Origin of the sequence: Tumebacillus avium (assembly GCF_002162355.1) — a bacterium.
Taxonomy (GTDB): Bacteria; Bacillota; Bacilli; order Tumebacillales; family Tumebacillaceae; genus Tumebacillus_A; species Tumebacillus_A avium.
On sequence record NZ_CP021434.1, the window covers coordinates 1417169 to 1440696 of the forward strand.

Below are 23528 nucleotides of genomic sequence, written 5' to 3' on the forward strand. Positions count from 1 at the left end.
CTCTTTCAAGTAGTGTAAATTTGATTCTCAAAACCGATAATTCGGCACGCATTCCATTATACCAAATCACTGTCAATCCGTCTCGCAACTCGAAAGAGGCTCCTGGTTGGATCGATTATTTTTGAGCATCAAGCACAAAGATAGATGCGTCTTGGTTCATGAATATGTTACTTCCAGAATAGACCGTTTTGGATTGGATGTCGCGATAGCCTAGTTTTCTCATCCGCTCGGCAAGGTCCGCTTGATCAAATCCGTTATGTACAAGGTCGGAGACTATGCTTTCGTTCTTATCAAAATCTACGATTAGCAAATGACCTCCTGGGTTTAGGACATCATACAGCCTCGATAAGACCAATTCAGTATCCGGTATATGGAGCAGAACCTGCGCCATGAAAATGTAGTCAGCCTGCAGCTCCGACTGACCTTGCTTCTCGAAGTCAAAGCATAACGTGTCTGCATTCTCGATGTTAAATTCCGCAATTTTTTGCTTGATCTGCTGGATCATATTTTGCGATGAATCCAGAAAAAGTACAGATTTGAAATCATCTAATAAGTTCATCCCCACAAGACCCGTTCCGCATCCAAAATCAATCGCGGTCTTATCTTTTGCATCCACTACATATTCACGAATGGCGTCCGATGCGATCTTGGCAATTTGGACTCTTTCAGAATTGTCGTATCGATCAGCCATCTTTTCGAAGATGTCGGTATTTCCCACTGTGATCTCTCCAATCTGTTTAAGCGCGACTTGAGCGCATTGCTTTTACGTTCTTGATAGTATCATCGTTCACAAACTTTCTATATTCATCCGACTCGACAGCATACAGAGCCACTTTGCCCTCTGGATCATGGTGCATGCCCCAACCATAGCGCTTGCACAAAGACGAGGTGCGAAGACAGGGCTGCCCTTTGGAGAAAAACTTCTCGCGCGCTGCTTGCCTTTCTTCTGCTGGTATCTCATTGCGTAGAGCAAATACTTCAAACACTACATCCTCTTGTGTGTATTTGTAAGGATGGTTCGCAATCATCTCATACTGTAAAACCGGAATGGTCTTCGAGCCAGCCTTTGCTTCCGGGATCTGAGCCACACGTACCGGGCAGTCTTCGGAGACTTCGATAAAAGTGCTGTAATAATTCATGTCTTTCATGTTGAAATATTCACCCTTTCATGAGCCGACACCCTTTGAGGGAGTCACTACTGCTGGTTTGAGTTGATGCCGGAATGTTCAGATAGTAAACTGTTTTGTACAAAGGCAAAACTGAAAGGAGTTATTATGAACAGCATTCCTTTACATGAACTCGTGCCCGTTAGTGCTTGCCAGGCGAGACTACAGGACTTGGAGTTGGAACTGAGCGGTACCGGCTATGTTCAAACTCGTGAATCCTATCAAGTTCCCTTACAGATCGAGGTCGTGGCAAAGACTGACTCCACAAATTTACGTCTGCATTTCGGCAAGGGACAGATCATTCTCAATTGGGAGGAAGACCCGAACTGTTTTGTCATTCACGAACCTGTCATGGGTCATGACTGGAAATTGCAAGGCAAGGGAGGCATCCCGATTAACGAATGGGTCACCGTGACCTGGATCATCGACAGAACTCAAATGACCGTACTCGTCAATGGAGAGGAAAGATTCACGTTTAGCCCCGATGATGGATTGGTCACATTAGGATCGGGGATGCCTTGGCTTCTGGCGAACTACATTCATCTTAGCTCCCCAATTGGCGTTGGACCCGCGTGGGGATCTACGGTGACGATTCGATCGGTGCGAGTTGGTAAGGTATGAAGATGATTCGGTCACTCAGCGTTCGATATGTTTGACGTAATCGCATAAAAAAAGCCATCCAAAGGATGGCAGGATCATGACTTCAACAGTTTCCATTTCCCTTCGGAAATAACTTCGACCGCTCCATTGATCACTTTGATGGCGGTATCATCACACACAGCATAGGCAGGCCCCTTCATTCCGGCTGCCCATTTTTCTGCATTCGCCATCGTGTTATACGGCAGCATCTCGTGTTCCAGATGCGGGAACATCGCAAAATCGACCAGACCTAGCGTTTCATCACCACCGGTGGGCGGAGTCCAGTTAACGAACCAGTCCCCGATGTTAGGTGCCATGATCATGCTCCCGGCACTCATTCCCACATAGACCAACTTCAGCGACGGCAAGAGTTCTGCCAGTCCGGACTGCTGCATCCAGTAATTCAAAAACAGCGGGTCGCCGCCATTCACGAGCAGAACGTCAGTCTCCTCGAGCAAAGGAACCCAACGGTCTCTACCGATGCTGGGCAGCGCCGTGAGCTCCAGCACCCCCATGGACTTCCAGCCCAGCTCCGTCATCGGTGCGCTGTCTTTTCCATTGAAGAAACTCCATGCAAGACGTGCACCATTGCGTAATGCGTACGACGCAGTGGAAATGCAAAGGGCGCTCGACTCGGCAATCGGTTTGTCCAACATGTCAACCAATGCGTCATGTATGCTTTTGTTGCTGATACCTCCAGATGTAAGCAGAAGTTTCATGATTCATCTCCTCGTCTTTGTGTGCGTCTGACGTTTCATTCTTCGGACTCTTCATATTTCTCATTATGAACGCTTACTGTTATGGGTATGCAGTTGCATGCTATGTCTTAATACTTACATCAGGGCGTAGCAAGAGTCAATAGCATAATGTAAATATGTATTTATCTTAATAGGTAACAACCCTTTCCGTTTCGATACGGCTCTCCACGCAGTCTGTAACGACATCCCACGTCCGTTCTTTTAATCCATTACCTTATTAAATACAGTCCCTTTTGTCGTCCACTGCTCACAAATCTGTTCCCCAGTAAGAACAAGTTTTTCTTCGTCAATTTGAATTCTTATGGGATTATCACTTAAAGAAAACTCCATCCTTGATTTAGGTACAATTCGCTTTCTCTCACCGTTCGGTGTTATCAAGTAATCTCCCGAAATTTCGATAATCTGATTGAGAATACGGTTGTGGTACCGCCCGCTAGGATACCGCCCATATTTTTGATCAGATTCCACGTAAGGTAATTCAAAAAATTGGAGTAATGTATGCTGGTGTTTATCGCATAATGAAAATGCAGAATGTCGCGGCGTAAAAGTGCAGACTTTGCCCGCGACATTTTGGCATTAAAAAAGCACTTGCCAACATCGATCTACTATCTTACCCTACGGTTTGCGACGACCAAGGGGGATCGAGAGGATGTTGAAAGTGCCTGAGCAACAGTATATCAAATTTTTGCGCGAACACGAAGGGTGTTCGATTACCGAAATTGCAGAACGATTGGACATAAATTGGAGAACTGCCAAAAAATATGCGGACAAGGACGATTGGAACGAGACGACTGGAAAACGATTCGGACGTTATCCGGTTCTCGGTCCGTTTCTCGAAATCATAGATACATGGCTTATGGATGACGAGGCTCTTCCACGCAAACAGCGCCACACCGCTCGGCGGGTCTTCCACCGTCTCAAAACAGAGCATGGATTTAATGGCGGCGAACGAACGGTACAGGAGTACGTGTCCAAATGGCGGGCGGCTTACGCCCATGAACGAGCGAAGAGTTACGAACGGCTGGAGCATCCAGGTGGCGAAGCCCAGGTGGACTTTGGAACCGCGCATGTTTCGCAGAATGGGAAGTTGGTGGAGCGCAAGATTCTTACAGCGTCTTTCCCATTCAGCAACGCTGCTTTCGCATTCCCTGTTCCTTCGGAAAATAGCGAGTGCTTCCTCGAAGCCTTGAAGCGCCTCTTTGAGCAAATAGGTGGTGTACCGCGACGAATCTGGTTTGACAACCTCGCGGCAGCGGTTGCATCCATTGAGAAGAACGGTGACCGAAAGCCGACTGATGCGTTCGCAAGGTTTTGTGCTCATTACCGTTTCGAACCAGTCTTCTGCAATGTGGCAAGTGGCAACGAGAAAGGAAATGTAGAGAACAAGGTCGGTTACGGCAGGAGGAATTGGTGTGTCCCAATCCCCATAATTCAATCGCTCGACCAATTGGCTGAACATCTGGAAAAGGAATCTAGGGAGGATCGTCAACGCATTCACTATGCGAAGAAGGAGAAGGTGGACGATCTATGGCGACAGGAGCAGACAATGCTTTACTCCCTGCCATTAGAACCGCTCGAAGTCTTTCGCCTGGATATAGGCCGATTAAACAAATATCGTGAACTGTCGTTCGAGAAAGTCAAGTATCCACTCCCGCAATGCAAAGCGGAGCAGCGTGTGTTGCTCAAGGTCAAGTGGGATCGGATTGAGGTATTGGACGAATCTTACAGCAAGATCTTCGAGTTTCCGCGCCCCTATACGGACAAGACGATAGAAGTCGAGTGGAGAGCCGTTTTGGACGGGCTCAAGCGGCGCCCCCGTTCCGTCAAATACTCGACCTTTGTGTCGATGATGCCCGAGACCCTGAAACGCTTCTTGAGGGAAGTGGAGTCGGAGAATTGTAAGGCACGCCTGTCACTTGTGAGACGTTTGTTGGAGAACTATTCGATGGAGGAGATCGCCGATGGCCTGCACGAACTCATGCCTTGGGATTCTCGCGCTGAAACGGCTCTAGAGCACGCCTTGTACAAGAAACGGCATCCTGAGTTTCATCCTGAACCGTTCCAAGAGCTACACACCCCGACAGAGATTCAAGGCTATCATCCCGGTGACTTGGCTAATTACAACGACCTGCTGGGGGTGACACTATGAATACAGAGATGTTGGCGCAGGCGTGCAAAACGCTCCATCTGGCGCATGTGATGAGCAACTACGATTCGGTTCCGTTCGAGAATCGGATTGACTTCTTGCTGGCAATCCTGCAGTCGGAGATCCAAGGACGTGAGTCCAGCAAGATGAAAAGACTGTTGAAACGCGCCAATTTCCCGCATTTGAAAACGTTTGAAGGGTACAACTTTGAGGAAGTCACGTTTCCAAATCATTGCACGGAGCAGTCGTTACGAGAACTCGCCTTTCTGAAACATAAAGAAAACATTTTGATGTTGGGCAAGGTGGGAACTGGGAAAACCCATCTGGCAATTGCTTTAGGAATGGAAGCCTGTAGGCAGGGGCATAACGTGAGGTTTTACCGTGTCTCGGAGCTGGTTGGAAAATTGCTGGAAAGACATGAAAGCGGGACTTTGACGAGATTTCATAAGGAACTGATGAAGTGTGACCTGTTGATTTTGGATGAGGTGGGCTTTGTACCGTTTCACCAAACGGGCGCTGAACTTCTGTTTCACGTCATCTCGGAATGCTACGAGCAGCGAAGTCTCATCGTGACCTCCAATCTGGAGTTTGGACAGTGGAACAGCGTGTTCGGTGATACACGATTGACCAAAGCGCTGGTGGACCGATTGGTTCACCACGCGCACATTCTGGGCTTCACGGGCGAGAGTTATCGCTTGCGCCATGCTCTATCGAGCGTAAATTCATAAATTTCGGTGTTGGCGGTGCTATGCACAAAATGGCCGCGACACTCTGCACTTTTTAGTTGCGAAACACATGCTGGTACTTCGACCAGCACCCCTCGGTTATTTCTAAAGCCAATTTTGGAACTGGTGCAATGGTAAAGAGCCTATTTGCATATTCTGCATAATCGAGCAAAAACATTTTATAACCTTCACTGCCAGAAGGACGGTCTTTATAGTACGGTTGATTTCGATCTCTTTCCCAAATACTCTCCAGAAAACGCACTCCACGCTCTTGAATGAGATAGTCGATGGTGTCGTTCGTGTTCTCTCGGTAAAAATAAACCAGTGAAGGGTTAAGCGGAGAAATGATATCGAAGAGCCTCTCTATAAAACAATGCAAATCCTCATATCTCTTACCCGCCAACAGAAAACTGTAGACCTGAAACTGAAAGATGCTGCTATCCAGTATGACAATCTCGTCCGAAGTCATCTGCTTTTCTACAAAGTGCTTCCATTTCTCCAAAGCGATATTCGCATAACGATCGATTGAGTAATTCCAAACATCATACTGCTTTAAGTCGAGGGTGGCTTCTTCGGAGAATAGGTCATTTTGATTCCATTCAATTTCCAATAAATCGACTCCGTAAGAATCACCATGCTTAATGGCCAGTTCTCCTAGTATTGAGGCAGTTTGAGGGTAGCGTGAAATATAGTCACGATACTCTATTTCGTCCAGGGACGCCTCGAAGAAAAAAAGTGTAGGATGAGGTCGGGCTACTTCATGAATCCATGTTGATCGTTGACCGTTTTTCTCAAGTTGGTCTAAAAGAAATCCTGAATTTGTTGATTTTCCTGTAGACGGAAGACCTTCCATTAGGATGAGTTTTGTTTGTCTCATAAAACGTGCCCGCTTCCTTTTGTGGGATATGACGAGGATGTTGCCAGCCCGGACTGCCGCATCCAATAACTCAGATACAAAGCGTCACCACCATTCACGAGTAGAACGTCCGTCTCCTTGACCATCGGCACCCAAAGCTCTCGATCAATGCTGGGCAGAGCGGTGAGCTCCAGCACCCCCAGGGACTTCCAGCCCAGCCCACACATCGGTGTTGTGGTTTTTCCATTGATGAACCTCCAAGCGCCGCCTGCACCACCAGGATTTGCGTAGATCGCAGTGGGTATGCAGAGGGCTACATTCGGCAATTGGTTTGTCCAACATGTCAACCAGTGCGTCATGTATGCTTTTGTTACTGATGCCTCCAGATGTAAGCAGAAGTTTCATGATTCGTCTCCTCGTCTTTGTGTGCGTCTGACGTTTCATTCTTCAGGCTTTTCAAATGTGGATGTGGATGTGGCTGTATCTTAATGCTGACACCAGGGTGCAGTAAGAGTCAAGGTGAAAGCATAAATAGTTTTTGTTTTTATTTGGAAAGTGGACTAAGAATCGTGAGGTTGCTCGATTTATCTTTCGACTAGTTTTCCATTCTCCAGCCAAAGCACCCGATCACAAAGCGACAACACTCTGTCATCATGAGTAACCATCACAGCACTCTTTCTCTGCTCCCTCACCTGTTTCCTAATCATTTGTACGACATCGAGTCCTCGCGCAGCATCCAAACTCGCTGTTGGTTCATCTGCAAACAGGACAGCCGGATCATTCATGAAAGCTCTGGCAATCGCCACCCGTTGACGTTCACCGCCGGAAAGCGTGTCCGGATAGGCGGTTCGTCGGTGAGCTAGCTCCATTTTATCGAGCAGCTCTTTTGCTCGTTTCCCCGCCTTTGCCTTCTCCATCCCGGCAAGTTTGGCCACCAGCATCAGCTGTTCTTCCACTTTCAAATACGGAATCAGGTTGGCGCTTTGAAAAATAAAACCGATTTTGCGAAGCCGCAGTTCAGATAGTTCTTGCTTCTCCTTGCCGATGATCGATGCTCCGTCAAGCAGCACACGCCCGCTCGTCGGTTCAAGAAGCGCTCCTGCTATGGACAGAAACGTACTCTTGCCGGAGCCTGAAGGTCCCATCACCGCGACAAATTCGCCTTCGTCCACCTCAAGATTTAGCCGGTCCAGAATTGTTCTTTCATTCCCTCCATCATGAAACGTCCGAGTAATTTCCTGCAATTCGAGTCGATTGCTCATGCTGAAGCCCTCCCAATCGCGTCCAAAGCATCAATTTTAGCGACCTTCCACACCGAAAACAGCGAGCCGGCGAGAGACATTGCGACAAAAGATAAACAAGTCATCACCAACGTGGAGACGCCTAATTGGAATGGCATGGATTCGGGTAAGACGACCTCGAACAGTTGAACCAAGAGAACGCTCAGGACCAAACTGCCCACCGATAAGACCAACACCTGCAGGGTCACACTTTTTGCCAAATAGGCAGTACGTGTGCCGATCGCTTTCAAAATGCCAAACTGACTGGTTTTCTGGATCGTGATGACGTAAAAGAATACGGCGAGTATAAATGCAGAAATAACAAACAGGAAAACAATCATCATGATCAGGGAGCCTTGCTCTTCTTTGTAACCGGGTATCGCTGACACAGCCTCAGCCTTTGTGATCACGTCCGTATCGGGCAATGCGGCCTGAAGCTCCTTCGCTTCTTCTTTCGAAGCCTGAATGGCAATCGCACTGTACGATTCCGTTGCTGGTTCGGCCCCTGGACGAGCTGTCTGCTCCTGAAGCTGCAGCCAATCCTGCTTATTTAGAAAAACTGCCGGTGAGTGGCTAAAGGATTCGTTTTGTACAAATCCACGTACGGTCCACTTCGTTCCAGAAGTTTGATCTGTAAGGATCGTACCGATGCTGACTCCAGAATCGGACAGTTTTTGATCCACGAGCACATCCCCTTTTGTCTGATCGGAGAGGGGTGTACCGTCTGTCATTGTTGGTGCCAGCCAACCAGCAGGATCGACTGCGAGTATCGTAACATCAATTTTCGCCGTTGCTCCAGATGGAATGATGGTGGTCATTTTCACGCCAAGCGGTTCGACATCGTGTTCCCCGACGATCTGGCCGGCTTGTTCAATCTGATCCTGATCGACTTGAGATCGGGTCAAGCGGTGATTCGAGCCCTGTTCCACAACAAAATGTGTTGCATTTCGATTCTGAACAGAGGCAGCGTTGTCATACGCAAGTCCCTGTGCCAGCCCGGTGACAAACAGTACAAGAAAGGCAACAAGCACCATAATTGTGGCGATTAGTGCATACCTAGCCTTCGCAAACCTCATTTCTCGAATCGCTAGAAACATGTTCGATTCCCTCCTTTGTCATGACTCTACTATAGGGATCGAACATGAACGAAACATGAATAACAGATTACAGTTGCTGGGTGTTACGAATCTCCACCAGATGTGTAAAGACACCATTCTAAATGAATGGTGTCTTTGTCACTCCGTATTTGTGGTTATTTCCCGCCTCACTTTTGTACTCTAAAAGTTCGCCAGGCTGTTGCGGTCAATTTTGGCTGAAGTACACGTTGTATTCAAGATTGTAACCAAGAAACTAGCACCCTCGTACGATCATGGTGTGAAAAGTTTCCAATTCCCTTCGGATATCACTTCTACCTCTCCATCGATCACTTTGATGGCGGTATCATCACACATTGCATAGGCCGGTCCCGGTATCTCGGCTGCCCATTTCTCCGCATTCGCCATCGTGTTTTCCGGCAGCATCTCGTGATCCAGATGCGGGAACATCGCAAAGTCGACCAGACCCAGCGTTTTATCTCCACCGTCGGGTGGAGTCCAGCCCACAAAGTCTTCCCCGATGTTCGGGGCCATCACCATGCTCCCGGCACTCAATCCCACATAGACTGCACGCAACGACGGCAAGAGGTCTGCCAGTCCGGACTGACGCATCCAGTAATTCAAATACAAAGCGTCACCACCATTCACGAGTAGAACGTCCGTCTCCTTGACCATAGGCACCCAAAGCTCTTGATCGATGCTGGGCAGAGCGGTGAGCTCCAGCACCCCCAGGGACTTCCAGCCCAGCTCACACATCGGTGTTGTACTTTTTCCATTGATGAACCTCCAAGCGCCGCGTGCACCACCAGGATTTGCGTAGGACGCAGTGGGTATGCAGAGGGCGTTACATTCGGCAATTGGTTTTCCCAGCATGTCAACCAACGCGTCATGTATGCTTTTGTTTTTGATGCCCGCAGATGTGAGCAATAATTTCATAACTTCACTCCTCATAGATTTTTTGCATAGTTGTGAGTTCCTCATCTATTCTTGCTTAATAATCCATAAAAAGTTACCAAATTAAATATAACAGATCGCGGGAGAATTGACTTGATTCTCCCGTTTTTCTTTCAGGTTTAACACCACTCAAGCGTTCGTCTTTTCCGTCAACTCTCGGACAGCACCGCCTGTCAATTTACGGGCATCATAGGGCAGTCGTAACACTGCAGTCAGTTCAAGGTGTGAGTCATGATGAGATCTCCACCAAATGTGTAAAGACACCATTCGCAATGAATGGTGTCTTGGTCACTCCGTATGTGTGGTTATTCCTCATCAGCAGCTTCTTCATTTTTGTACTCTAAAAGATCCCCAGGCTGGCAATCTAATGCTTTGCAAATTGCCTCTAAGGTTGAAAGCCTGATCGCTTTTGCCTTTCCATTTTTCAAGATCGAAAGGTTAGCCATTGTGATTCCAACCCTCTCTGAGAGTTCTGTTACACTCATCTTCCTTTTCGCCAGCATCACGTCAATATTGATAATGATTGCCATGTTCTTCACCTCAGACCGTTAAATCATTTTCTGATTTTATATCGATGGCATGTTTTACGAGCTTTTGAAGAACAGCAGCAAAAACTGCAACCACAAGTGCGGCAAAAATCAAGCCGTATCCGACCGGCATGATAATTGGCGGATCGACTCGCCACGCCATGAGGTAGTACAGTGGCAAGTTTAGTGCATGCAAAATACTGACTGCAATGGCACAGTATTTTATATTCTTTAAGGCTTCGAAAGATAATTCCGAGAAGGACTTGTTACGATCAATATGGCCTAGCAGTTTGAAAGTCTGATACAAAGCAATGTAATACGGTATCGTCGTTGCATACAAACCGATCATCAGAAGATATCGCAGATAAGCTGCCTCAGGATACAATTCTCCCATAAAATTTGAGATGGCAGGTACAAAAAATATACACAAAACAAGAACAGGGATACCCATAAGGATAACAGCTGTCTTTAGAAAAAGTGTTTCACGTTTCATACAAGGCACCTACCTCAGTTAGTTATTCGCATTCTGATTCTAACATGCGATTTATCGTTTTACAATAAATCATCGTATTTCCAACTCCTACCATCTACCATCTACCATCTACCATCTACCATCTACCATCTACCATCTACCATCTACCATCTACCATCTACCATCTACCATCTACCATCTACCATCTACCATCTACCATCTACCATCTACCATCTACCATCTACCATCTACCAACCCAAAACAAAGAAGCATCAAAGACATTGAACTCGTCGTTGATGCTTCTTCTTCCTCAATATACGTGCTACTTGTAGTACGGCTCACCGAACCGGAAGTAAGCACAAACCATCAGCGACAGATAAAGTTTATCTCATTCTAAGAAAATACGTTCCGATTTCGATTCTTCTGCGATTGAATACAACCAGCACAATTGAATAGGCACCTCAAGTGTGATTGGCTCATCCTCTCAAAGAAAGGGATGAGATCATTATTATGACAAAGTTTCAGGTGCTTCTCATAAATCATATGGCGCATTTCTCGCCACAATCATTTTTGATTTGCTCTATGTTTTCCATAGAAGGAAGACCTTAATTTAGCTGGCCACCAGGAGGTCTTTCTTCTGTATCAACCTAGATCCGACACCCTTTTAGGGTATCAGTCGTTCAAAGAACCACAGTTGTTGGCATTGAGCGTAGAATTGGTTATCCACGTTAACTGCAAAAAAATTCCCTTAGTTTCACTATTTACTAATATGATATTTCACGAATTTCGATTTATTAATCGATCGATATAATGGGGTTCAACAAGGGCACCCTTACTCTTTTCGACGCTGATGCACAAACATACCTTTTTCTTCATGCGAAGCAAAAAAGGCATTATCTCATTCCAAAAACGGCAGTCAACGCCGACGACTCGATAGTTGTCGTGATTAGGATTGGATGTCAACCATTGAAGCGCATCTGGTTTGGAATTGAAGAAAAGGGGATAGTGCCCTTCCGTCTCGGCTTTTATGTTGCCCGTATTGCGCCCTCCTTCGAACTCCATCAAAGTGTAAAACGGTTCGCCTACTGTCAAAAGGGTGGGTAAGGAGGCAATACGCTTATAATGGTCCTTATGCTTGATTTGGAGGACATTGTCCAGCAAGGTGCGAGTGAAATCAAATTGAAGTTTTGTGGCGGAATCTTCTAGCGAAGCGTACTCTCCCTTGCTGTTCGTAAGAAAAGTCGTAATCCAATGCATAACCATCAGCATGTCAGGCTCGTTGGCAAAACAGGAGAAAATTTTGAGAAATTCTTCTTGATTCGAGTACAGCACCGCGCCACTCAGCCCGTGGTTTTCGATTAGCTTCATTCCTAGTCTTTTGGTTGTCGGAAAAACAAAAATCGTATTCGGATCATGACGCCGGTTAAAAAACAGAATTGTAAAGAAGTTTTTTACCGTTTCGTCGTAGAGGTTTCCGACGTAGATTTCTCCCTTTTGAAGTTCATTTTGGATCCAATCACGGCATTCTTGGTATTCTTCGATGAGAACGACCACAGGTTTGCCAGAAGGATCGAAATAGTTGGGTCGATTATTATTCCAGTCGTACTCGCTTAGGCGTACAGCGACACAAAGCTTACTTCGGATTAGCTCGGTCATTTCGGATTCCGATGCCTCTTCAGCGATGTAAATCGGTTCCCCTTTGTCATCCATGTGGTCAAGCAAATAATAGTTCTCCGCGGGAAAATCCAGATTGTCGCAAAGTTTTAGTACGAAAAGACCTTTCGAATCGCGCCCTTGGAACGAAAGGCCTCTGAAGACCTTTATCGAGCTGATATCGAACACCTGAATACTTTCTTCCATGTGATCGTGATAAAGAGAGGTAAGATGCTCCAGACTAGACTTGTCCACTGCGATTGTACTTAGTATCTCATTAAATTTTAGTTTCATCTCCTCCGAATAAGCATATTTCAGAATACCATCTATCTGCATTCGTTCCATAAATCGATCGATGTCGATGCGAAACGAATTGTAGAGTGGTTCTAGCTCCCCGCTGCGAAACAAGTTTAAACCCTTTTCCAAACGCCGCGACGGATGTTGCTCACCACTAAAATATCGGGCTAATTCGTCTGTTCGCAAAGCAGCAAGGAATTCCTCCGATGACGCATCGATATTCATTGCATACATGCAGACCAGATTTACTAGCTGCTGTTTTTCCAGCGTGCTTTTCTCGTCATTCTCGGTAATGATCTTTAGAGCATCGCAGTATTTTTTGTATTCTTTCGGCTTACAATCATAACCTTTCTTTTCTGCTTCATACCCAGCGTGTTCGCGAATCCATAGCAATTCCATGTTGTTGGCATAAATCTCCTGAACCTCCAGCATTCTCTGGCTCATCACATCCATCAACTTCTGAATCCGTCGGCTATGACTAGCGTCCGTTTCTTCGGCGAAGACGCGTTCTAAATCCAACATGTTTAGAGCTAGGCCGAAGTTGGTCTTGTTCGTAAGATACATATGGTACATTTCGTGGACGAGAGTGCTTTGCTCCGTTCCAAGCTCCATATTGGGGCCGATAAAAAGTTGGATGGATCCCCCCTCCTGGAAGCGATACTGACCTAGTATTTTGATGGTTTCGGATCTCATGATCTCTCCTCCAATAAATAAACCCATGTACACTCCCTTGTTTCTGGATCCAGCGTTTCCGTATACCTGATTATCTCCTCAAAACTTATATCCTTTTGTTCGGATTGAGCTATGGCATTTCGAGGCGGAGAAACAAATTGGGATGAGAAGTGGCTCCATGGCTTTAACATCTTTAGATTTGAATGGATGATACTGGTTTTCGTTTTCTCTCTGTGTCGCTCCAAGTAACCCGCCAGTTTCGAGGCAGTAACGAAATATGTATGATCCAGTCCTTCAAACCATTGACCGGTGCCAACAAATGCAGGCAAAGCATAATAAGTTCGTAATACGTGTTGCTGACTATTAATGACGCTTAGCTGATTTCTGCAGATTTGCCAACTGTATAGAGATTGCGTGGCCACGTATGCAAACGGACGTTTATATTGAATATAAAACGATCTGCCGGATAGAACGTACCCAAAGTCAAAGCCTTTGCTACTCTCTTCGATCTGGCTGATACTGAATGGATACAACCGTTTGTTGTATCTCTCCTTAAATTCGTTAACCAGGTGGTGGGTGATACAGGCTTCATAATACTTCTCAGGAGGAAAACCGGCCATATTCTTTCTCCTCACTTTCTAACAGCAATGTGGATTTCGTATGAAGTTCTCTATTCTTTACATTCCTTTACAATTCCTTGTTGCTATCTCTTCTGACTCAATAATTTTATCTCCAATGCCATCAACTCACGTCCCTTTCGTGACTCGGGGGACTGTAATCTCCACATGTGATCCGTTAGCGTGTCTTGCCGTTTGGGCGAACAACTCATTTAACATGTCTTGTAAGCCTTGAACAGACGACGTATTTTTTGTGATTTGATCCTATCAGGTTTCGGAGTTTATAAGAAGATTTTAAATAAGCCCAAAGAGGCTGACGTGCTCCTTGTATAAAACATGTGTTGGATCTATACCACCCGCCTAAGTAGAAGTCCTTGCAAGATACCACATATAGAAAAAGACCTCCGCCACTATGGTATCATGGCGGAGATCTGCACCTCACTAAACGGCCAATATGGTGGTTTGGACCGATTGGGATGGCAAAAAAGACGTTATCAGCATGTAGATTTTGGTGAGAACGATTCGGCAAACTCTAGTTGAATGTGCTCAATGAGTTGAAAACTCGTGGCGTCATCTAACCAAGGTATCATAACTATTGTGCATCAGTTTAACCCTGACGTTTAAAAACAAAAAAGGTGCCATTTTTATGGGCGCCTTTGCATCAGTGTAAAAACTAACTTGTTATGTCCCTAGATCTTGACTCTAACTTATCTTTAATGCTCACAATATTGCCTGTATAGCTGATTTCAGTCTCCAAATAACCTTCTTCCAGCCCCAATAAATCTTCAACTTCTTCCCTTAGCAAGCTTAATCCATAATGCTGCGATAATTTCTGCATGAACCCATCGCCGCTGATGTAGTCATTCTCAATCAACAACTCAACAGCCTGCTTCATCGAAACCGGATCTTTCAAATCCTTTAAATCATCAAGGGGCTCTTTAGTTCTCCATCCTTTATGGCTTATAGACCGCTGCATGTACTGGTAAGTGCCATCATTGATCGCACCTAACTTGTAGGCTCGCATCACCATTGCTCCGATAGACACACACCACTTTTTCTTAAGCAATGTATAGTAGTTCAAGTCATTTGGATGAATAGATACATCTCTCAGGAAACTTTCTCTTGGGAGCAAGAACGCCGCAGCAAAATCATTCGCTTCCTTCTCAATTTGCTTAAACTCTTCTTTGCTTAAGTCTTCAATATTCAAATATGGGTCATGCAAAACTTTATGTCCTAGCTCGTGAGCAACGTCAAATTGACGTCTATAAAAAGACCGTTTGTCATTACCTAAAACAATGGAATAGTATAACCGTCCATCAATTTCATGTTGTGAGCCAAAAGCATCAATCATCCTATTACCTAAATTCAAAGATGATATAACAAACCCCTTAGTTTCAAGCAAATAAATAACATCCTTTATAGGCTTATCACCAAGCGACCAAGCCATTCTGACTTGGTCGGCCACTTCTTCAACACTTCCAATATCCCGATCAGAAAAGTCCGGAACATCAAGCTCTGGGAAATCCACGTACTCCTCAAGCAAAGCACGAATAATTGTTAGGTACTTTACCCGATCATACTGCATCTCTCGTTCTTTCTTTCCTGTAGTCAACAAAGAACGAAAATAGGTACTTCCCGTCTTTACTTCAACAGGTGTTTCATAAAAGTACTCTCGGGGAAATTTTAAAATATTTGTAATGTGCAACAACGAATCTAGGTTAGGAACAGCTTTGTTATTTTCATACTTCGAAATCATCTGTTTACTAACACCAAGTTCGTTGGCTAGATCAGTAATAGTAAGACCGCGATATATTCTTCCCTCTCTTAGTCTCGCTCCATTAAACTGCCGCTGAAACATTTAGATTCCTCCTTTTATCGAGGAGTATTAACCGTTATTTTCCTCTTTTTCCTTCTTCTTGTTCTTTTTCTTGGCAAGATCCTCTTTACGCTTCTTAACTGAAGGCTTAATTTTCGGTATGATATCTATGTTCTCCACGACTGGATCATTTAAAACAGCCACGTCACTATATTCATCTTTAGACACATAAGCTGTCCATTCCGCCTTGTCGATCAACTCAAAATAGCGATTAAACAGGCGCGCTTCTACACCAACAATTTTTTTATTAATTTCCTGACCAACTACAAAAATTACCTGATTGACCAAAGGATATTCTTCCCCCAGGATCTTCTGAACTTCAAGTAACCTTTTACTTTCGTATTCTTCTGGCAGCGATTCGAACAACTTCATTTGTTGGTTAGGAAACTCTAGGGGATCACTGTTCAACGAAACAAATGCATGGAAATAATGTATACTCTTTTTACCAAAATTCTTGATTACAACGTCTAAGTTCTTTTCCTTTGAGAAAATGTACAGGCTTCCAGTACCTAAGTCCAGAACACAGACAAATGTCCAGATACCCCTGCTCCTCGTGAGTACCACCAGATCATTTTGAAGGGCTACATCTTTAATACGGCCAAAACGTTTATCCCAAGAACCACCATTCCTAAAGTTCCCGGTACCCATACTATAATCCTTCGAGATGTCGTTTAAGACACTCTCTGTTTCTTGAGTAAAGGACTTGACCAATAACTGTACCATATCATCGTTCAATGCTAAGCGGTTCAGCAAATTATTCCACCTCCAGATCACTATTCCGATCTTTTTTCTAATTATACTACACAAAACAAAAAAAAGTAAACCTCCAGCCGCTATTTTACCTCATTATTCTCCAACACAACATCAAATCGAATGAAAGAGAAGAAAAAAGAAGTCTTACTAAGCGGTTGAAGTTTGGACTTTAAATGTTGGAGGAGGGAGCATGCTGGAAAAGGTCATTGTCGTACTTATCCATTTCTCAACCGAGGGACAGGGCTATAACCTCGAAGAACACACGTTCGGCGATATCCGGTACGATACGAATTACGAATTAACAGAACCAGGTAACGCCTGTCCCACTCTCGGAAACCGACTGCTTAAAGCCCTATCACCATGAATAACTCACACAAATGTATGAAAAAAACTCTATCCCGATTATAGGGACAGAGTTTATGTGCGTTTCAGTGGACTTTAGGTGGACATCAGGCGCCCTTCAGGCAGGCTCTAATAGAGCAATGAATAGTCAACTATTCAACAGATCCTTCACTGGCCTTATCCGGATGTCCCCGTTGGCCGCAATAGTTGCGATAACGTTTTGCAGTACCCTATGAAGACGACCTAAGTAGGCATGTGGCACTTGAGTGCCGCGCAATCTTCAAGCTGGATTTATCCGCTACTCAAAGTGTTCTCTGTTACGTACTAATTATACCCTAAGATCACACTGTTTTTCAACAGAGAATATCCTAGGAGAATACATCCACCCCGGGGAGTTGATATACTCTGCTGACGACTTTCGGTTTGATCGTGTGATACAAACTCATGAGGGGCAAAAAAACATCCCTTCTTGGAATTCCCAAAGTATGGAATTGCATCTTGTAGAAATCCAGAATGAAAGATGCGACAAAATCTACAGCTTGCAACATCCTCATATTCGGTCGGCTGTCGTAAATTATCTCAACATTATTCCAAATATGCAGGCGATCCACGGGGAAATTGATGGACAAGGATAACAGTTCGTGAAGCCTCGTTTTGGACTGTTCTCCACGTTTTGCATCTCCATCAATAGTGAGGACAATCTTTTTCCTCGTCGAATCTTCGTATGGTTTAGAAAGCTCTGTTACAACCCTTGAGAGGAAAAAGTTCTCCCCTTGCTCCTTAGCTCTCGATTCGGCACCCGTAACAAAGCTTTTTTGATGTTCGGCCAATGATTGCTTATCCACGACCACATAAGCAATCCTTAAAGATGCAAAAGAGACCAGCGCATCGAACACTTCTTTTCTCTGCACATAATTTGCATCGAAACCTTTTTTCTCGTTGTAGTTTTTCGTATTTGGCATTTCAGAGAATATACTGTCCAGAGTCTCTGTCAAACGCGGGCCTCCCGATTTGATTGCAATTCCTGCCCAAACGTATAAAGGGCCTCTGTCGCTGTCAAGACCGCCGGAATCATCAAGATACATATACATACTATGCTACCTCCTTTCTATGCAGACCTAAAGGCTCACTTATGATACGGCTCCCCTCGCTGTATCCGAAATGCACGATACACCTGCTCAAGCAGGATCACGCGCACCATTTGATGCGGAAATGTAAACTTGGAGAAAGAGAGCTTGTAATTCGCCCGCTTCAACACCTCATCATGCAGCCCTAACGACCCGCCGATGATAAAGGTAAACGTGCTATACCCCTGCGTGGCCATCTTGTCCAAATGCTCCGCAAACTCCTCAGAAGTCACACTCTTCCCCTGAATAGCCAGCGCGATCACATAATCGCGCTCCCCGACCTTCGCGAGCAGTTTGTCCGCTTCTTTCTTCTTGATCATCTCTTCCTGCGCGGCCGACGCGTTATCCGGGGTCGGCTCATCCGGCACTTCCACCACATTTACTTTGCAATATGAAGAGAGCCGCTTGGCATACTCGTCAACGGCTCCGGTCCAGTATTTTTCTTTGAGCTTGCCTACTGCAAGCAGATTGATTTGCACGGCTGATCCGCTCCTTCCAGTCTCTGCGCTGCCCTACACCACGAGATACTTCGGGTGCTGGTCGCAGTATTCGCACTTTGCCGGGGCTTGCCAGGCGGTGAAGGAGAGGTCGTCTAGTTTATGAACGTCTGGGGCTTGGCCTTCGTATTCTTCGACGAAATCGTCGAGGGCCATTTCGACATGGTCTTTGCACACCACGTACATGGGGTTCCACCTCATCTGCTGTTGGTGACTTTATACTAGCAGTCTCCCCCGTTTTTGTCCAAAAAAACAGCGGCTGATGCAGATCAGCCGCTGGTGTCACACTATTACTCGGGTTTCGCGAGGGTCATTTCTACCGTCTTCAGCTCTTTGTCGCGGTAGAACTCGACCTTGATCTTGTCGCCCGGCTTTTTCTTGTACAGGATCTTGCGCAGTTGGATCGGGTCTTCTACCGCTTCGCCGTCGATCTTGACGATGACGTCGCCGGCTTCGATGCCCGCTTTTTTCGCGTTTTCATGCGCTTCGTAGACGTAGAGGCCGGATTCGACCGGCACTTCGCCGCGGTAGCCTTCCGGAACTTCGGTCAGCGCTACCGGGGAAATACCCATCACCGGACGCACGATCTCGCCTTTTTCCATAAGCTGCTGCAGGATCGGGTCGGCTTCGTTGATCGGGATCGCAAAACCAATCCCCTCCACACCCGTCGAAGAGATCTTCGCGGAGTTGATGCCGATCAGCTCGCCTTTGATGTTGACCAGCGCGCCGCCGGAGTTGCCCGGGTTGATCGCCGCGTCGGTCTGCAGCACGTTTTGCGAGAACACTTCGTTGCCCGCTTCATCATAGATCGGCATTTCACGCTTGGTCGCCGAGATGACGCCCACGGTGACCGATTGCGCGAATTTCAGGCCCAGCGGGTTGCCGATCGCGATCGCCGGTTCGCCGATGTTCAGGGACTCGGAGTTGCCGAATTTCGCCGGGGTGATGTTTTTGACATCGTTCGGGTCGACTTCCAGCACCGCCAAGTCGGTCATCGCATCCGCACCCAGCACTTTTGCTTTGATGCGCTTGCCGTCTTGCAGGGACACTTCGACCGTGTCCGCACCTTCGACGACGTGGTTGTTCGTGATGATGTGACCTTTATCGTCAAACAGAATCCCGGAGCCGGTGCCGGCCATCTGCTCGTCGGAGCTGCGGCCGAAGAAATCGCGGCTCTTCTGCAGGTTCAACACGCCGACCACCGCCGGCTTGACTTTGTTGACCGCTTCGACGACCCCGGTCTGGATGTTTACGTTTACCGTTTCTTTCGAACCGCTCGTGGTGCCGTTATCTGCAAACGCGGATTTGGTTTCAATCACGTTCGACTTGATCATTGTCGGAACCAGCACGACGGTGGTCGCCGAACCGATCAGAGCAGACACGAGCGACACTGCGATCCAGGTGCCTAGGTTGCCTTTGTTTTTCTTTGGCTTCGTATCGAAATCATCATAGTACCCCATGCTCAAAACCTCCCTCAATGTACGTATCAGTGTACCCTTATTATACAGAGGATATTTTCTGCTTCTCAAGATCTTCAGGCAGTCTGTCAAAAATCGTTCAAACAGTTGTTTGAAAATTCTTCACAAATAACTTCCTGCTGAGGCAAATCACAGTTTTTTTGCCGTAATGTGTTTATTTCCACGCCGAACGGTCAAGACTGTTTGCTAGGCACGGACGAAATGAAACTTGGAGGGATGCCTGATGAACCGGCTGAACGGACTGCCGGCGGAAGTGGACATGATCGCCCAATTGGCCGATCTGAAGGAAGTGGACTACAAGAACACTTTGGTCCTCACCGCTCTGGTCGAACTGCTCGTCGAGAAGGGAATTCTCGACCGCAAGGAAGTCATTCAAAAGGCACGGCAGCTCGATGCCGACATCTCCCTCGAGGCGGATGATCGTTCGCTGTATGCCAACTAAGCTGTGAGCCAGCTTGCTTTTGTCTCCCCCTTCTTTTTTATTGAAAACCCACCACCCGTTTGGCTCGGGAAGTGGGTCCTTTTTTTGTCTATTGCCCTTCTACAGGCGTTTGATTGTCTTCAAAGGTGTCGGCTTGTCGCGGAAGGTATCGTGGAGCACCACGTCTTTGCCCACGTCATAGCCGTTTTGCGTCAACACCCCGCGCACGGTGATCTCGGCGATCTCCGGCATGTTGTTGTCGGGGCTCAAGTGCGCCAGATAGACGTCTTTCGAATCGCCGCTGAGCACTTCGGACAGCACATCCCCTGCCGCTTCGTTCGACAGATGGCCTTTGTCGCCGAGGATGCGCTTTTTCACATTCCACGGGTACGGCCCGATGCGCAGCATCTCCGTGTCGTGGTTGGCTTCGAAAATCAAAGCATCCGCCCCGGCGATCGCATGCTTCACGCGGTCGCTCGCATAGCCGAGGTCGGTCGCAAGCGCCAGCTTGCTCGTCCCGTTGTAGAAGCAAAAGCCCACCGGGTCGTTCGCGTCATGCGAGATCGGGAACGGCTCGATGCGCAGGTCGCCAAAATCGAGCGCGTCATCGACGCCAAACACGTGGCGCTTCTCTTCGGCAATGTCGCCGACATGCTTTTGCATGCCTGTCCACGTCCCGGCCGTGGCGTAGACGTCAAGCCCTTTGACTTTGCGGGCCATGACGCCGACGCCGCGCACGTGGTCGGAATGCTCATGGGTGACGAGCAGCGCGTCGAGATCGCTGACATCCACGCCGATCTCTTGCAGCGAGGACGTGATCTGCTTGCCGGACACCCCGGCATCGATCAAAATTTTGGTCTGGTCGGTTTCAACAAAGATGGAATTCCCCGTACTGCCACTGCATAACACGCTAAAGCGAATCAAAACGTTTCCCCCTAAGCTATCTCACGTTCCGTTGTCTTCCAACTGGCCCGTCAAGGCGTTCACGTAGAATACTTTCCCATCGGTCACAATCCGCCACATCGGCGCAAGGTACCAGACGTCGGCACCGACGTAGTTTTGCGAGTAATACCCCAATTTCACATCATGGATCGCCGCGATCCCGGACGGATCGGTGACCGCTGCCGGATCGAACGTTTCCGCGACGGTGCGGATCGCTCCGATCGCGGAGATGACGCGCTGGCCGACTTCTTCTTCGGCGCCGACCTCCAGCGCTTTTTGCTTATAGCTGATGATCTCGGCATTTTGCAGGTTGATCTCCAGCACCGCCGAGAAGATCGGATAGCGCTGGTAGCTTTGCAGATAGCGCAAGGTCGTCGTCCCTTTGGCAAAATTGTTCAAGGCCACGTCTTCCTTGTACATCGCGCCGTTCCAGACGTATGGAGCGACGCGCTGCAACGCATACTGGCCGCGCTTGGTGCCGAGATCTTTCTCCGCTTTCATCAGGCCGGGCTCAAAGTTCAAGCGGAAAAATCCATCCGGCGTCACTTCGAAGTCCCCTTCCAGCGAGCGGAACTTCATCGTGCCCCGGCTCTGGTCGTTTTCGACCAGCCTCTCGTCCTGCAAGATCTTGCCGGCGATCTGCTGAATCGGCTCTTTGGGATGCCACACCTGAATGAAATTGAGCACCGGCGTTTCTTTCGGCACTTCGGTGACGATCATCATCTTGCGTTCGCGCAGGACTTCTTTTAATTCCTCGAGCTGCGTGTCAAACGACTGCACATAGCCAAGCGCTTCCTGCTGTGAGGTGTAATATTGGTAGCCAAGCACGAGGTCGAGCAGCAGGAAGGTCAGGATCAGATAGGTCTTCGCTTTACTCCAATCCACGAATCATCCCCTCCTCCGTGCGCAATTCTTCGCCGGTCACCGCATCAAAGATCGCTTCGCGGTAATCGCCGGCCTGCTCGACGACCCAGACCGGACGCAACTGCGCATGATTTCTGCGCTCATCGCCCATCAGATAGGCCTGGTAGACATCGGTTACGCGGCTGGTCTTGAGCAGCGCATTGCGCTCGACCAGTTCGATCACCTCGGAGCCGGACAGCGTCTCGATCAGCGGCCCGCGCACCGGTTTCGCTCCGGTCATCAGCGGGGAGCGACGCATCGCCGCCACATCGTTGTTGACGACCTGCACCGCAACGGACGACAGGTCGCCGATCACCGACAGCCCTTCGACGTTCGGGCGGAACTCAAACTGGCGTCCCACCATCTCCGACGGGCGGATCGTGCGCACCTGATGGATCATCACCGTGCCCATAAAACCGCCGTGGGCGTTGGCAAAATCGAGCGAGTTGGTGATCCCCGTATCCTCTTCTAACTGATTGAACCGGGTCTCTTCCAAACTGAGGTTGCGGTATTGAATCAACTGCCCCAGCTTGTCGATCCGCACCACGCGGTTGCCGTCGGTGACGATCTCCGAACCTTCGCGCTCAACAACGCGGCGGGTCAGCGACTTGTCGAGGAAGAAGGAATCGACCAGGCGCTCCGTGTCGATCACGCGGTTGACATCAAGTGAGTAAGAGTAGACTTTCGGCCGCTTGATCGGCAGGTAAAAATGGCGCAGCAAAGACGAGCCGTACAACTTGTAGAGCGGAGCGCTTTTTTCCGCTTCGAACAGACGATTAAACGGGTCGCGTGGCAACACCACGTTCGCGCTGTAGATCATATCGGCATTGGCCACGAAAACAGCGCGGAATTCGTTGCCTCCGTTCGGGTAGAGGTAAAACGTCTTCACGTTCATAAACGGCTCCAGCCGCGACGTGAAATGCAGCAGCTCCGACTCGTTGAGCAGCGTGATCGGCACCACCGCATCAAAATCAAACTGGAGGCTTGGGCCGTCGCCGGTCAGCTTTCTCCACTCGGCATCTTGGAACGAGGTTTCCAGCTTGATGTCGAAAAATGTGGCGAGGGTCAGCAACTCCATACCGGTCTCGTAGCCTGATTGCCCAGGAAATAATACCTGGTGTTTATCTTCGCCCCGGTGCAGGTAGATCGAGCGCGGCCCCAGCACATTGTGTAATGACCGCTCAAAACTCGGGTCGGAAATCGCAACATTCGACGCAAACTGCGGGCCGTCGATCGCTTCGTACTGCGGCGTGATGCTCCAGATGCCCAGTGAAAAGAGCAGCGAGGTCACGACAAGGACGGTGAGGAGCAGCGTTTTCAGTTTTTCTTTCAC

Annotated in this window: 24 protein-coding genes and 1 pseudogene; 4 read left to right on the forward strand and 21 right to left on the reverse strand. The window is 47.6% G+C overall.

Annotated features, from left to right (window positions below):
• Positions 1-115 precede the first annotated feature (115 nt).
• Both CBW65_RS06565 and CBW65_RS06570 read right to left on the reverse strand, forming a co-directional pair.
• On the reverse strand, positions 116-718 hold the full coding sequence (locus tag CBW65_RS06565) for a class I SAM-dependent methyltransferase (RefSeq protein ID WP_087456180.1): 603 nt from the start codon (positions 716-718) through the stop codon (positions 116-118).
• 19 nt (positions 719-737) lie between these two features.
• Complete coding sequence (locus CBW65_RS06570; RefSeq protein ID WP_087456181.1) at positions 738-1148, reverse strand: DUF6157 family protein; 411 nt, start codon at positions 1146-1148, stop codon at positions 738-740.
• A 126-nt stretch (positions 1149-1274) separates the two neighbouring features.
• Between CBW65_RS06570 and CBW65_RS06575 the strand changes: the two genes are divergently transcribed.
• Positions 1275-1787, forward strand: a complete 513-nt coding sequence (locus CBW65_RS06575; protein WP_087456182.1) for a hypothetical protein — start codon at positions 1275-1277, stop codon at positions 1785-1787.
• A gap of 74 nt (positions 1788-1861) precedes the next feature.
• On the opposite strand, the gene CBW65_RS06580 is transcribed toward CBW65_RS06575, so the two are convergent.
• Complete coding sequence (locus CBW65_RS06580; RefSeq protein WP_087456183.1) at positions 1862-2524, reverse strand: Type 1 glutamine amidotransferase-like domain-containing protein; 663 nt, start codon at positions 2522-2524, stop codon at positions 1862-1864.
• Positions 2525-3212: 688 nt separating this feature from the next.
• Here CBW65_RS06580 and istA point away from each other — a divergent pair.
• Positions 3213-4712, forward strand: a complete 1500-nt coding sequence (istA, locus tag CBW65_RS06585) for an IS21 family transposase (RefSeq protein WP_087455348.1) — start codon at positions 3213-3215, stop codon at positions 4710-4712.
• Positions 4709-5437, forward strand: a complete 729-nt coding sequence (istB, locus tag CBW65_RS06590; RefSeq protein ID WP_087455364.1) for an IS21-like element helper ATPase IstB — start codon at positions 4709-4711, stop codon at positions 5435-5437. The genes istA and istB overlap by 4 nt, the downstream gene beginning before the upstream one ends.
• A 52-nt stretch (positions 5438-5489) precedes the next feature.
• On the opposite strand, the gene CBW65_RS06595 is transcribed toward istB, so the two are convergent.
• The 15 genes and pseudogenes from CBW65_RS06595 to CBW65_RS06665 all read right to left on the reverse strand — a co-directional run bounded on the left by CBW65_RS06595 (position 5490) and on the right by CBW65_RS06665 (position 19911).
• Positions 5490-6311, reverse strand: a complete 822-nt coding sequence (locus tag CBW65_RS06595; RefSeq protein WP_087456184.1) for a P-loop NTPase family protein — start codon at positions 6309-6311, stop codon at positions 5490-5492.
• Positions 6312-6352: 41 nt separating this feature from the next.
• Positions 6353-6695, reverse strand: a pseudogene (locus CBW65_RS24775) (peptidase E); the annotation flags it as partial.
• Positions 6696-6874: 179 nt separating this feature from the next.
• Positions 6875-7552, reverse strand: coding sequence for an ABC transporter ATP-binding protein (locus CBW65_RS06605; protein WP_087456185.1), 678 nt, complete (start codon positions 7550-7552; stop codon positions 6875-6877).
• Positions 7549-8667, reverse strand: coding sequence for an ABC transporter permease (locus CBW65_RS06610; RefSeq protein WP_087456186.1), 1119 nt, complete (start codon positions 8665-8667; stop codon positions 7549-7551). The genes CBW65_RS06605 and CBW65_RS06610 overlap by 4 nt, the downstream gene beginning before the upstream one ends.
• A 270-nt stretch (positions 8668-8937) precedes the next feature.
• Positions 8938-9600, reverse strand: a complete 663-nt coding sequence (locus CBW65_RS06615; protein ID WP_087456187.1) for a Type 1 glutamine amidotransferase-like domain-containing protein — start codon at positions 9598-9600, stop codon at positions 8938-8940.
• 323 nt (positions 9601-9923) lie between these two features.
• Entirely contained in the window at positions 9924-10148 is a 225-nt protein-coding gene (locus tag CBW65_RS06620; RefSeq protein WP_087456188.1) for a helix-turn-helix domain-containing protein, read from the reverse strand.
• 10 nt (positions 10149-10158) lie between these two features.
• Positions 10159-10638: a DUF2975 domain-containing protein gene (locus CBW65_RS06625; protein WP_087456189.1), complete on the reverse strand. Its 480-nt coding sequence runs from the start codon at positions 10636-10638 to the stop codon at positions 10159-10161.
• A gap of 756 nt (positions 10639-11394) precedes the next feature.
• Entirely contained in the window at positions 11395-13260 is a 1866-nt protein-coding gene (locus tag CBW65_RS06630; RefSeq protein WP_087456190.1) for a hypothetical protein, read from the reverse strand.
• Entirely contained in the window at positions 13257-13859 is a 603-nt protein-coding gene (locus CBW65_RS06635; protein ID WP_087456191.1) for a hypothetical protein, read from the reverse strand. Before CBW65_RS06635 ends, CBW65_RS06630 begins: the two co-directional genes overlap by 4 nt.
• Before the next feature lie 670 nt (positions 13860-14529).
• Positions 14530-15714 carry a helix-turn-helix domain-containing protein gene (locus CBW65_RS06640; protein WP_087456192.1) on the reverse strand — a complete coding sequence of 395 codons (1185 nt, stop codon included), beginning with the start codon at positions 15712-15714 and terminating at the stop codon, positions 14530-14532.
• 27 nt (positions 15715-15741) lie between these two features.
• Complete coding sequence (locus CBW65_RS06645) at positions 15742-16485, reverse strand: DUF5986 family protein (protein ID WP_087456193.1); 744 nt, start codon at positions 16483-16485, stop codon at positions 15742-15744.
• A 710-nt stretch (positions 16486-17195) separates the two neighbouring features.
• Positions 17196-17918 (reverse strand): DUF3800 domain-containing protein, encoded by a 723-nt coding sequence (locus CBW65_RS06650; RefSeq protein WP_087456194.1) that lies wholly within the window; start codon positions 17916-17918, stop codon positions 17196-17198.
• 35 nt (positions 17919-17953) lie between these two features.
• Positions 17954-18433: a 23S rRNA (pseudouridine(1915)-N(3))-methyltransferase RlmH gene (gene rlmH, locus CBW65_RS06655; protein WP_087456195.1), complete on the reverse strand. Its 480-nt coding sequence runs from the start codon at positions 18431-18433 to the stop codon at positions 17954-17956.
• A 33-nt stretch (positions 18434-18466) separates the two neighbouring features.
• Positions 18467-18637 (reverse strand): CxxH/CxxC protein, encoded by a 171-nt coding sequence (locus CBW65_RS06660; RefSeq protein ID WP_087456196.1) that lies wholly within the window; start codon positions 18635-18637, stop codon positions 18467-18469.
• Positions 18638-18741: 104 nt separating this feature from the next.
• Positions 18742-19911, reverse strand: coding sequence for a S1C family serine protease (locus tag CBW65_RS06665; RefSeq protein ID WP_087456197.1), 1170 nt, complete (start codon positions 19909-19911; stop codon positions 18742-18744).
• Between the two features lie 241 nt (positions 19912-20152).
• Between CBW65_RS06665 and CBW65_RS06670 the strand changes: the two genes are divergently transcribed.
• Entirely contained in the window at positions 20153-20371 is a 219-nt protein-coding gene (locus CBW65_RS06670) for a hypothetical protein (RefSeq protein WP_087456198.1), read from the forward strand.
• A 99-nt stretch (positions 20372-20470) separates the two neighbouring features.
• Here CBW65_RS06670 and CBW65_RS06675 read toward each other — a convergent pair whose 3' ends face one another.
• Genes CBW65_RS06675 through CBW65_RS06685 form a run of 3 tightly spaced genes read right to left on the reverse strand, consistent with a single transcriptional unit; the run spans position 20471 to position 23528 of the window.
• The gene (locus tag CBW65_RS06675) at positions 20471-21271 is read right to left on the reverse strand and encodes an MBL fold metallo-hydrolase (protein ID WP_087459145.1); all 801 of its coding nucleotides are present in this window, start codon (positions 21269-21271) and stop codon (positions 20471-20473) included.
• 24 nt (positions 21272-21295) lie between these two features.
• Positions 21296-22177 (reverse strand): two-component system regulatory protein YycI, encoded by an 882-nt coding sequence (gene yycI / locus CBW65_RS06680; RefSeq protein WP_087456199.1) that lies wholly within the window; start codon positions 22175-22177, stop codon positions 21296-21298.
• Complete coding sequence (locus tag CBW65_RS06685) at positions 22164-23528, reverse strand: YycH family regulatory protein (protein WP_157721813.1); 1365 nt, start codon at positions 23526-23528, stop codon at positions 22164-22166. The genes yycI and CBW65_RS06685 overlap by 14 nt, the downstream gene beginning before the upstream one ends.

Coding starts and splice junctions, on each gene's coding strand:
- CBW65_RS06570 (WP_087456181.1), bottom strand. CDS start 1,148: ATGAAAGACATGAATTATTACAGCACTTTTATCGAAGTCTCCGAAGAC.
- CBW65_RS06575 (WP_087456182.1), top strand. CDS start 1,275: ATGAACAGCATTCCTTTACATGAACTCGTGCCCGTTAGTGCTTGCCAG.
- CBW65_RS06580 (WP_087456183.1), bottom strand. CDS start 2,524: ATGAAACTTCTGCTTACATCTGGAGGTATCAGCAACAAAAGCATACAT.
- istA (WP_087455348.1), top strand. CDS start 3,213: ATGTTGAAAGTGCCTGAGCAACAGTATATCAAATTTTTGCGCGAACAC.
- istB (WP_087455364.1), top strand. CDS start 4,709: ATGAATACAGAGATGTTGGCGCAGGCGTGCAAAACGCTCCATCTGGCG.
- CBW65_RS06595 (WP_087456184.1), bottom strand. CDS start 6,311: ATGAGACAAACAAAACTCATCCTAATGGAAGGTCTTCCGTCTACAGGA.
- CBW65_RS06605 (WP_087456185.1), bottom strand. CDS start 7,552: ATGAGCAATCGACTCGAATTGCAGGAAATTACTCGGACGTTTCATGAT.
- CBW65_RS06610 (WP_087456186.1), bottom strand. CDS start 8,667: ATGTTTCTAGCGATTCGAGAAATGAGGTTTGCGAAGGCTAGGTATGCA.
- CBW65_RS06615 (WP_087456187.1), bottom strand. CDS start 9,600: ATGAAATTATTGCTCACATCTGCGGGCATCAAAAACAAAAGCATACAT.
- CBW65_RS06620 (WP_087456188.1), bottom strand. CDS start 10,148: ATGGCAATCATTATCAATATTGACGTGATGCTGGCGAAAAGGAAGATG.
- CBW65_RS06625 (WP_087456189.1), bottom strand. CDS start 10,638: ATGAAACGTGAAACACTTTTTCTAAAGACAGCTGTTATCCTTATGGGT.
- CBW65_RS06630 (WP_087456190.1), bottom strand. CDS start 13,260: ATGAGATCCGAAACCATCAAAATACTAGGTCAGTATCGCTTCCAGGAG.
- CBW65_RS06635 (WP_087456191.1), bottom strand. CDS start 13,859: ATGGCCGGTTTTCCTCCTGAGAAGTATTATGAAGCCTGTATCACCCAC.
- CBW65_RS06640 (WP_087456192.1), bottom strand. CDS start 15,714: ATGTTTCAGCGGCAGTTTAATGGAGCGAGACTAAGAGAGGGAAGAATA.
- CBW65_RS06650 (WP_087456194.1), bottom strand. CDS start 17,918: ATGTATATGTATCTTGATGATTCCGGCGGTCTTGACAGCGACAGAGGC.
- CBW65_RS06660 (WP_087456196.1), bottom strand. CDS start 18,637: ATGTACGTGGTGTGCAAAGACCATGTCGAAATGGCCCTCGACGATTTC.
- CBW65_RS06665 (WP_087456197.1), bottom strand. CDS start 19,911: ATGGGGTACTATGATGATTTCGATACGAAGCCAAAGAAAAACAAAGGC.
- CBW65_RS06670 (WP_087456198.1), top strand. CDS start 20,153: ATGAACCGGCTGAACGGACTGCCGGCGGAAGTGGACATGATCGCCCAA.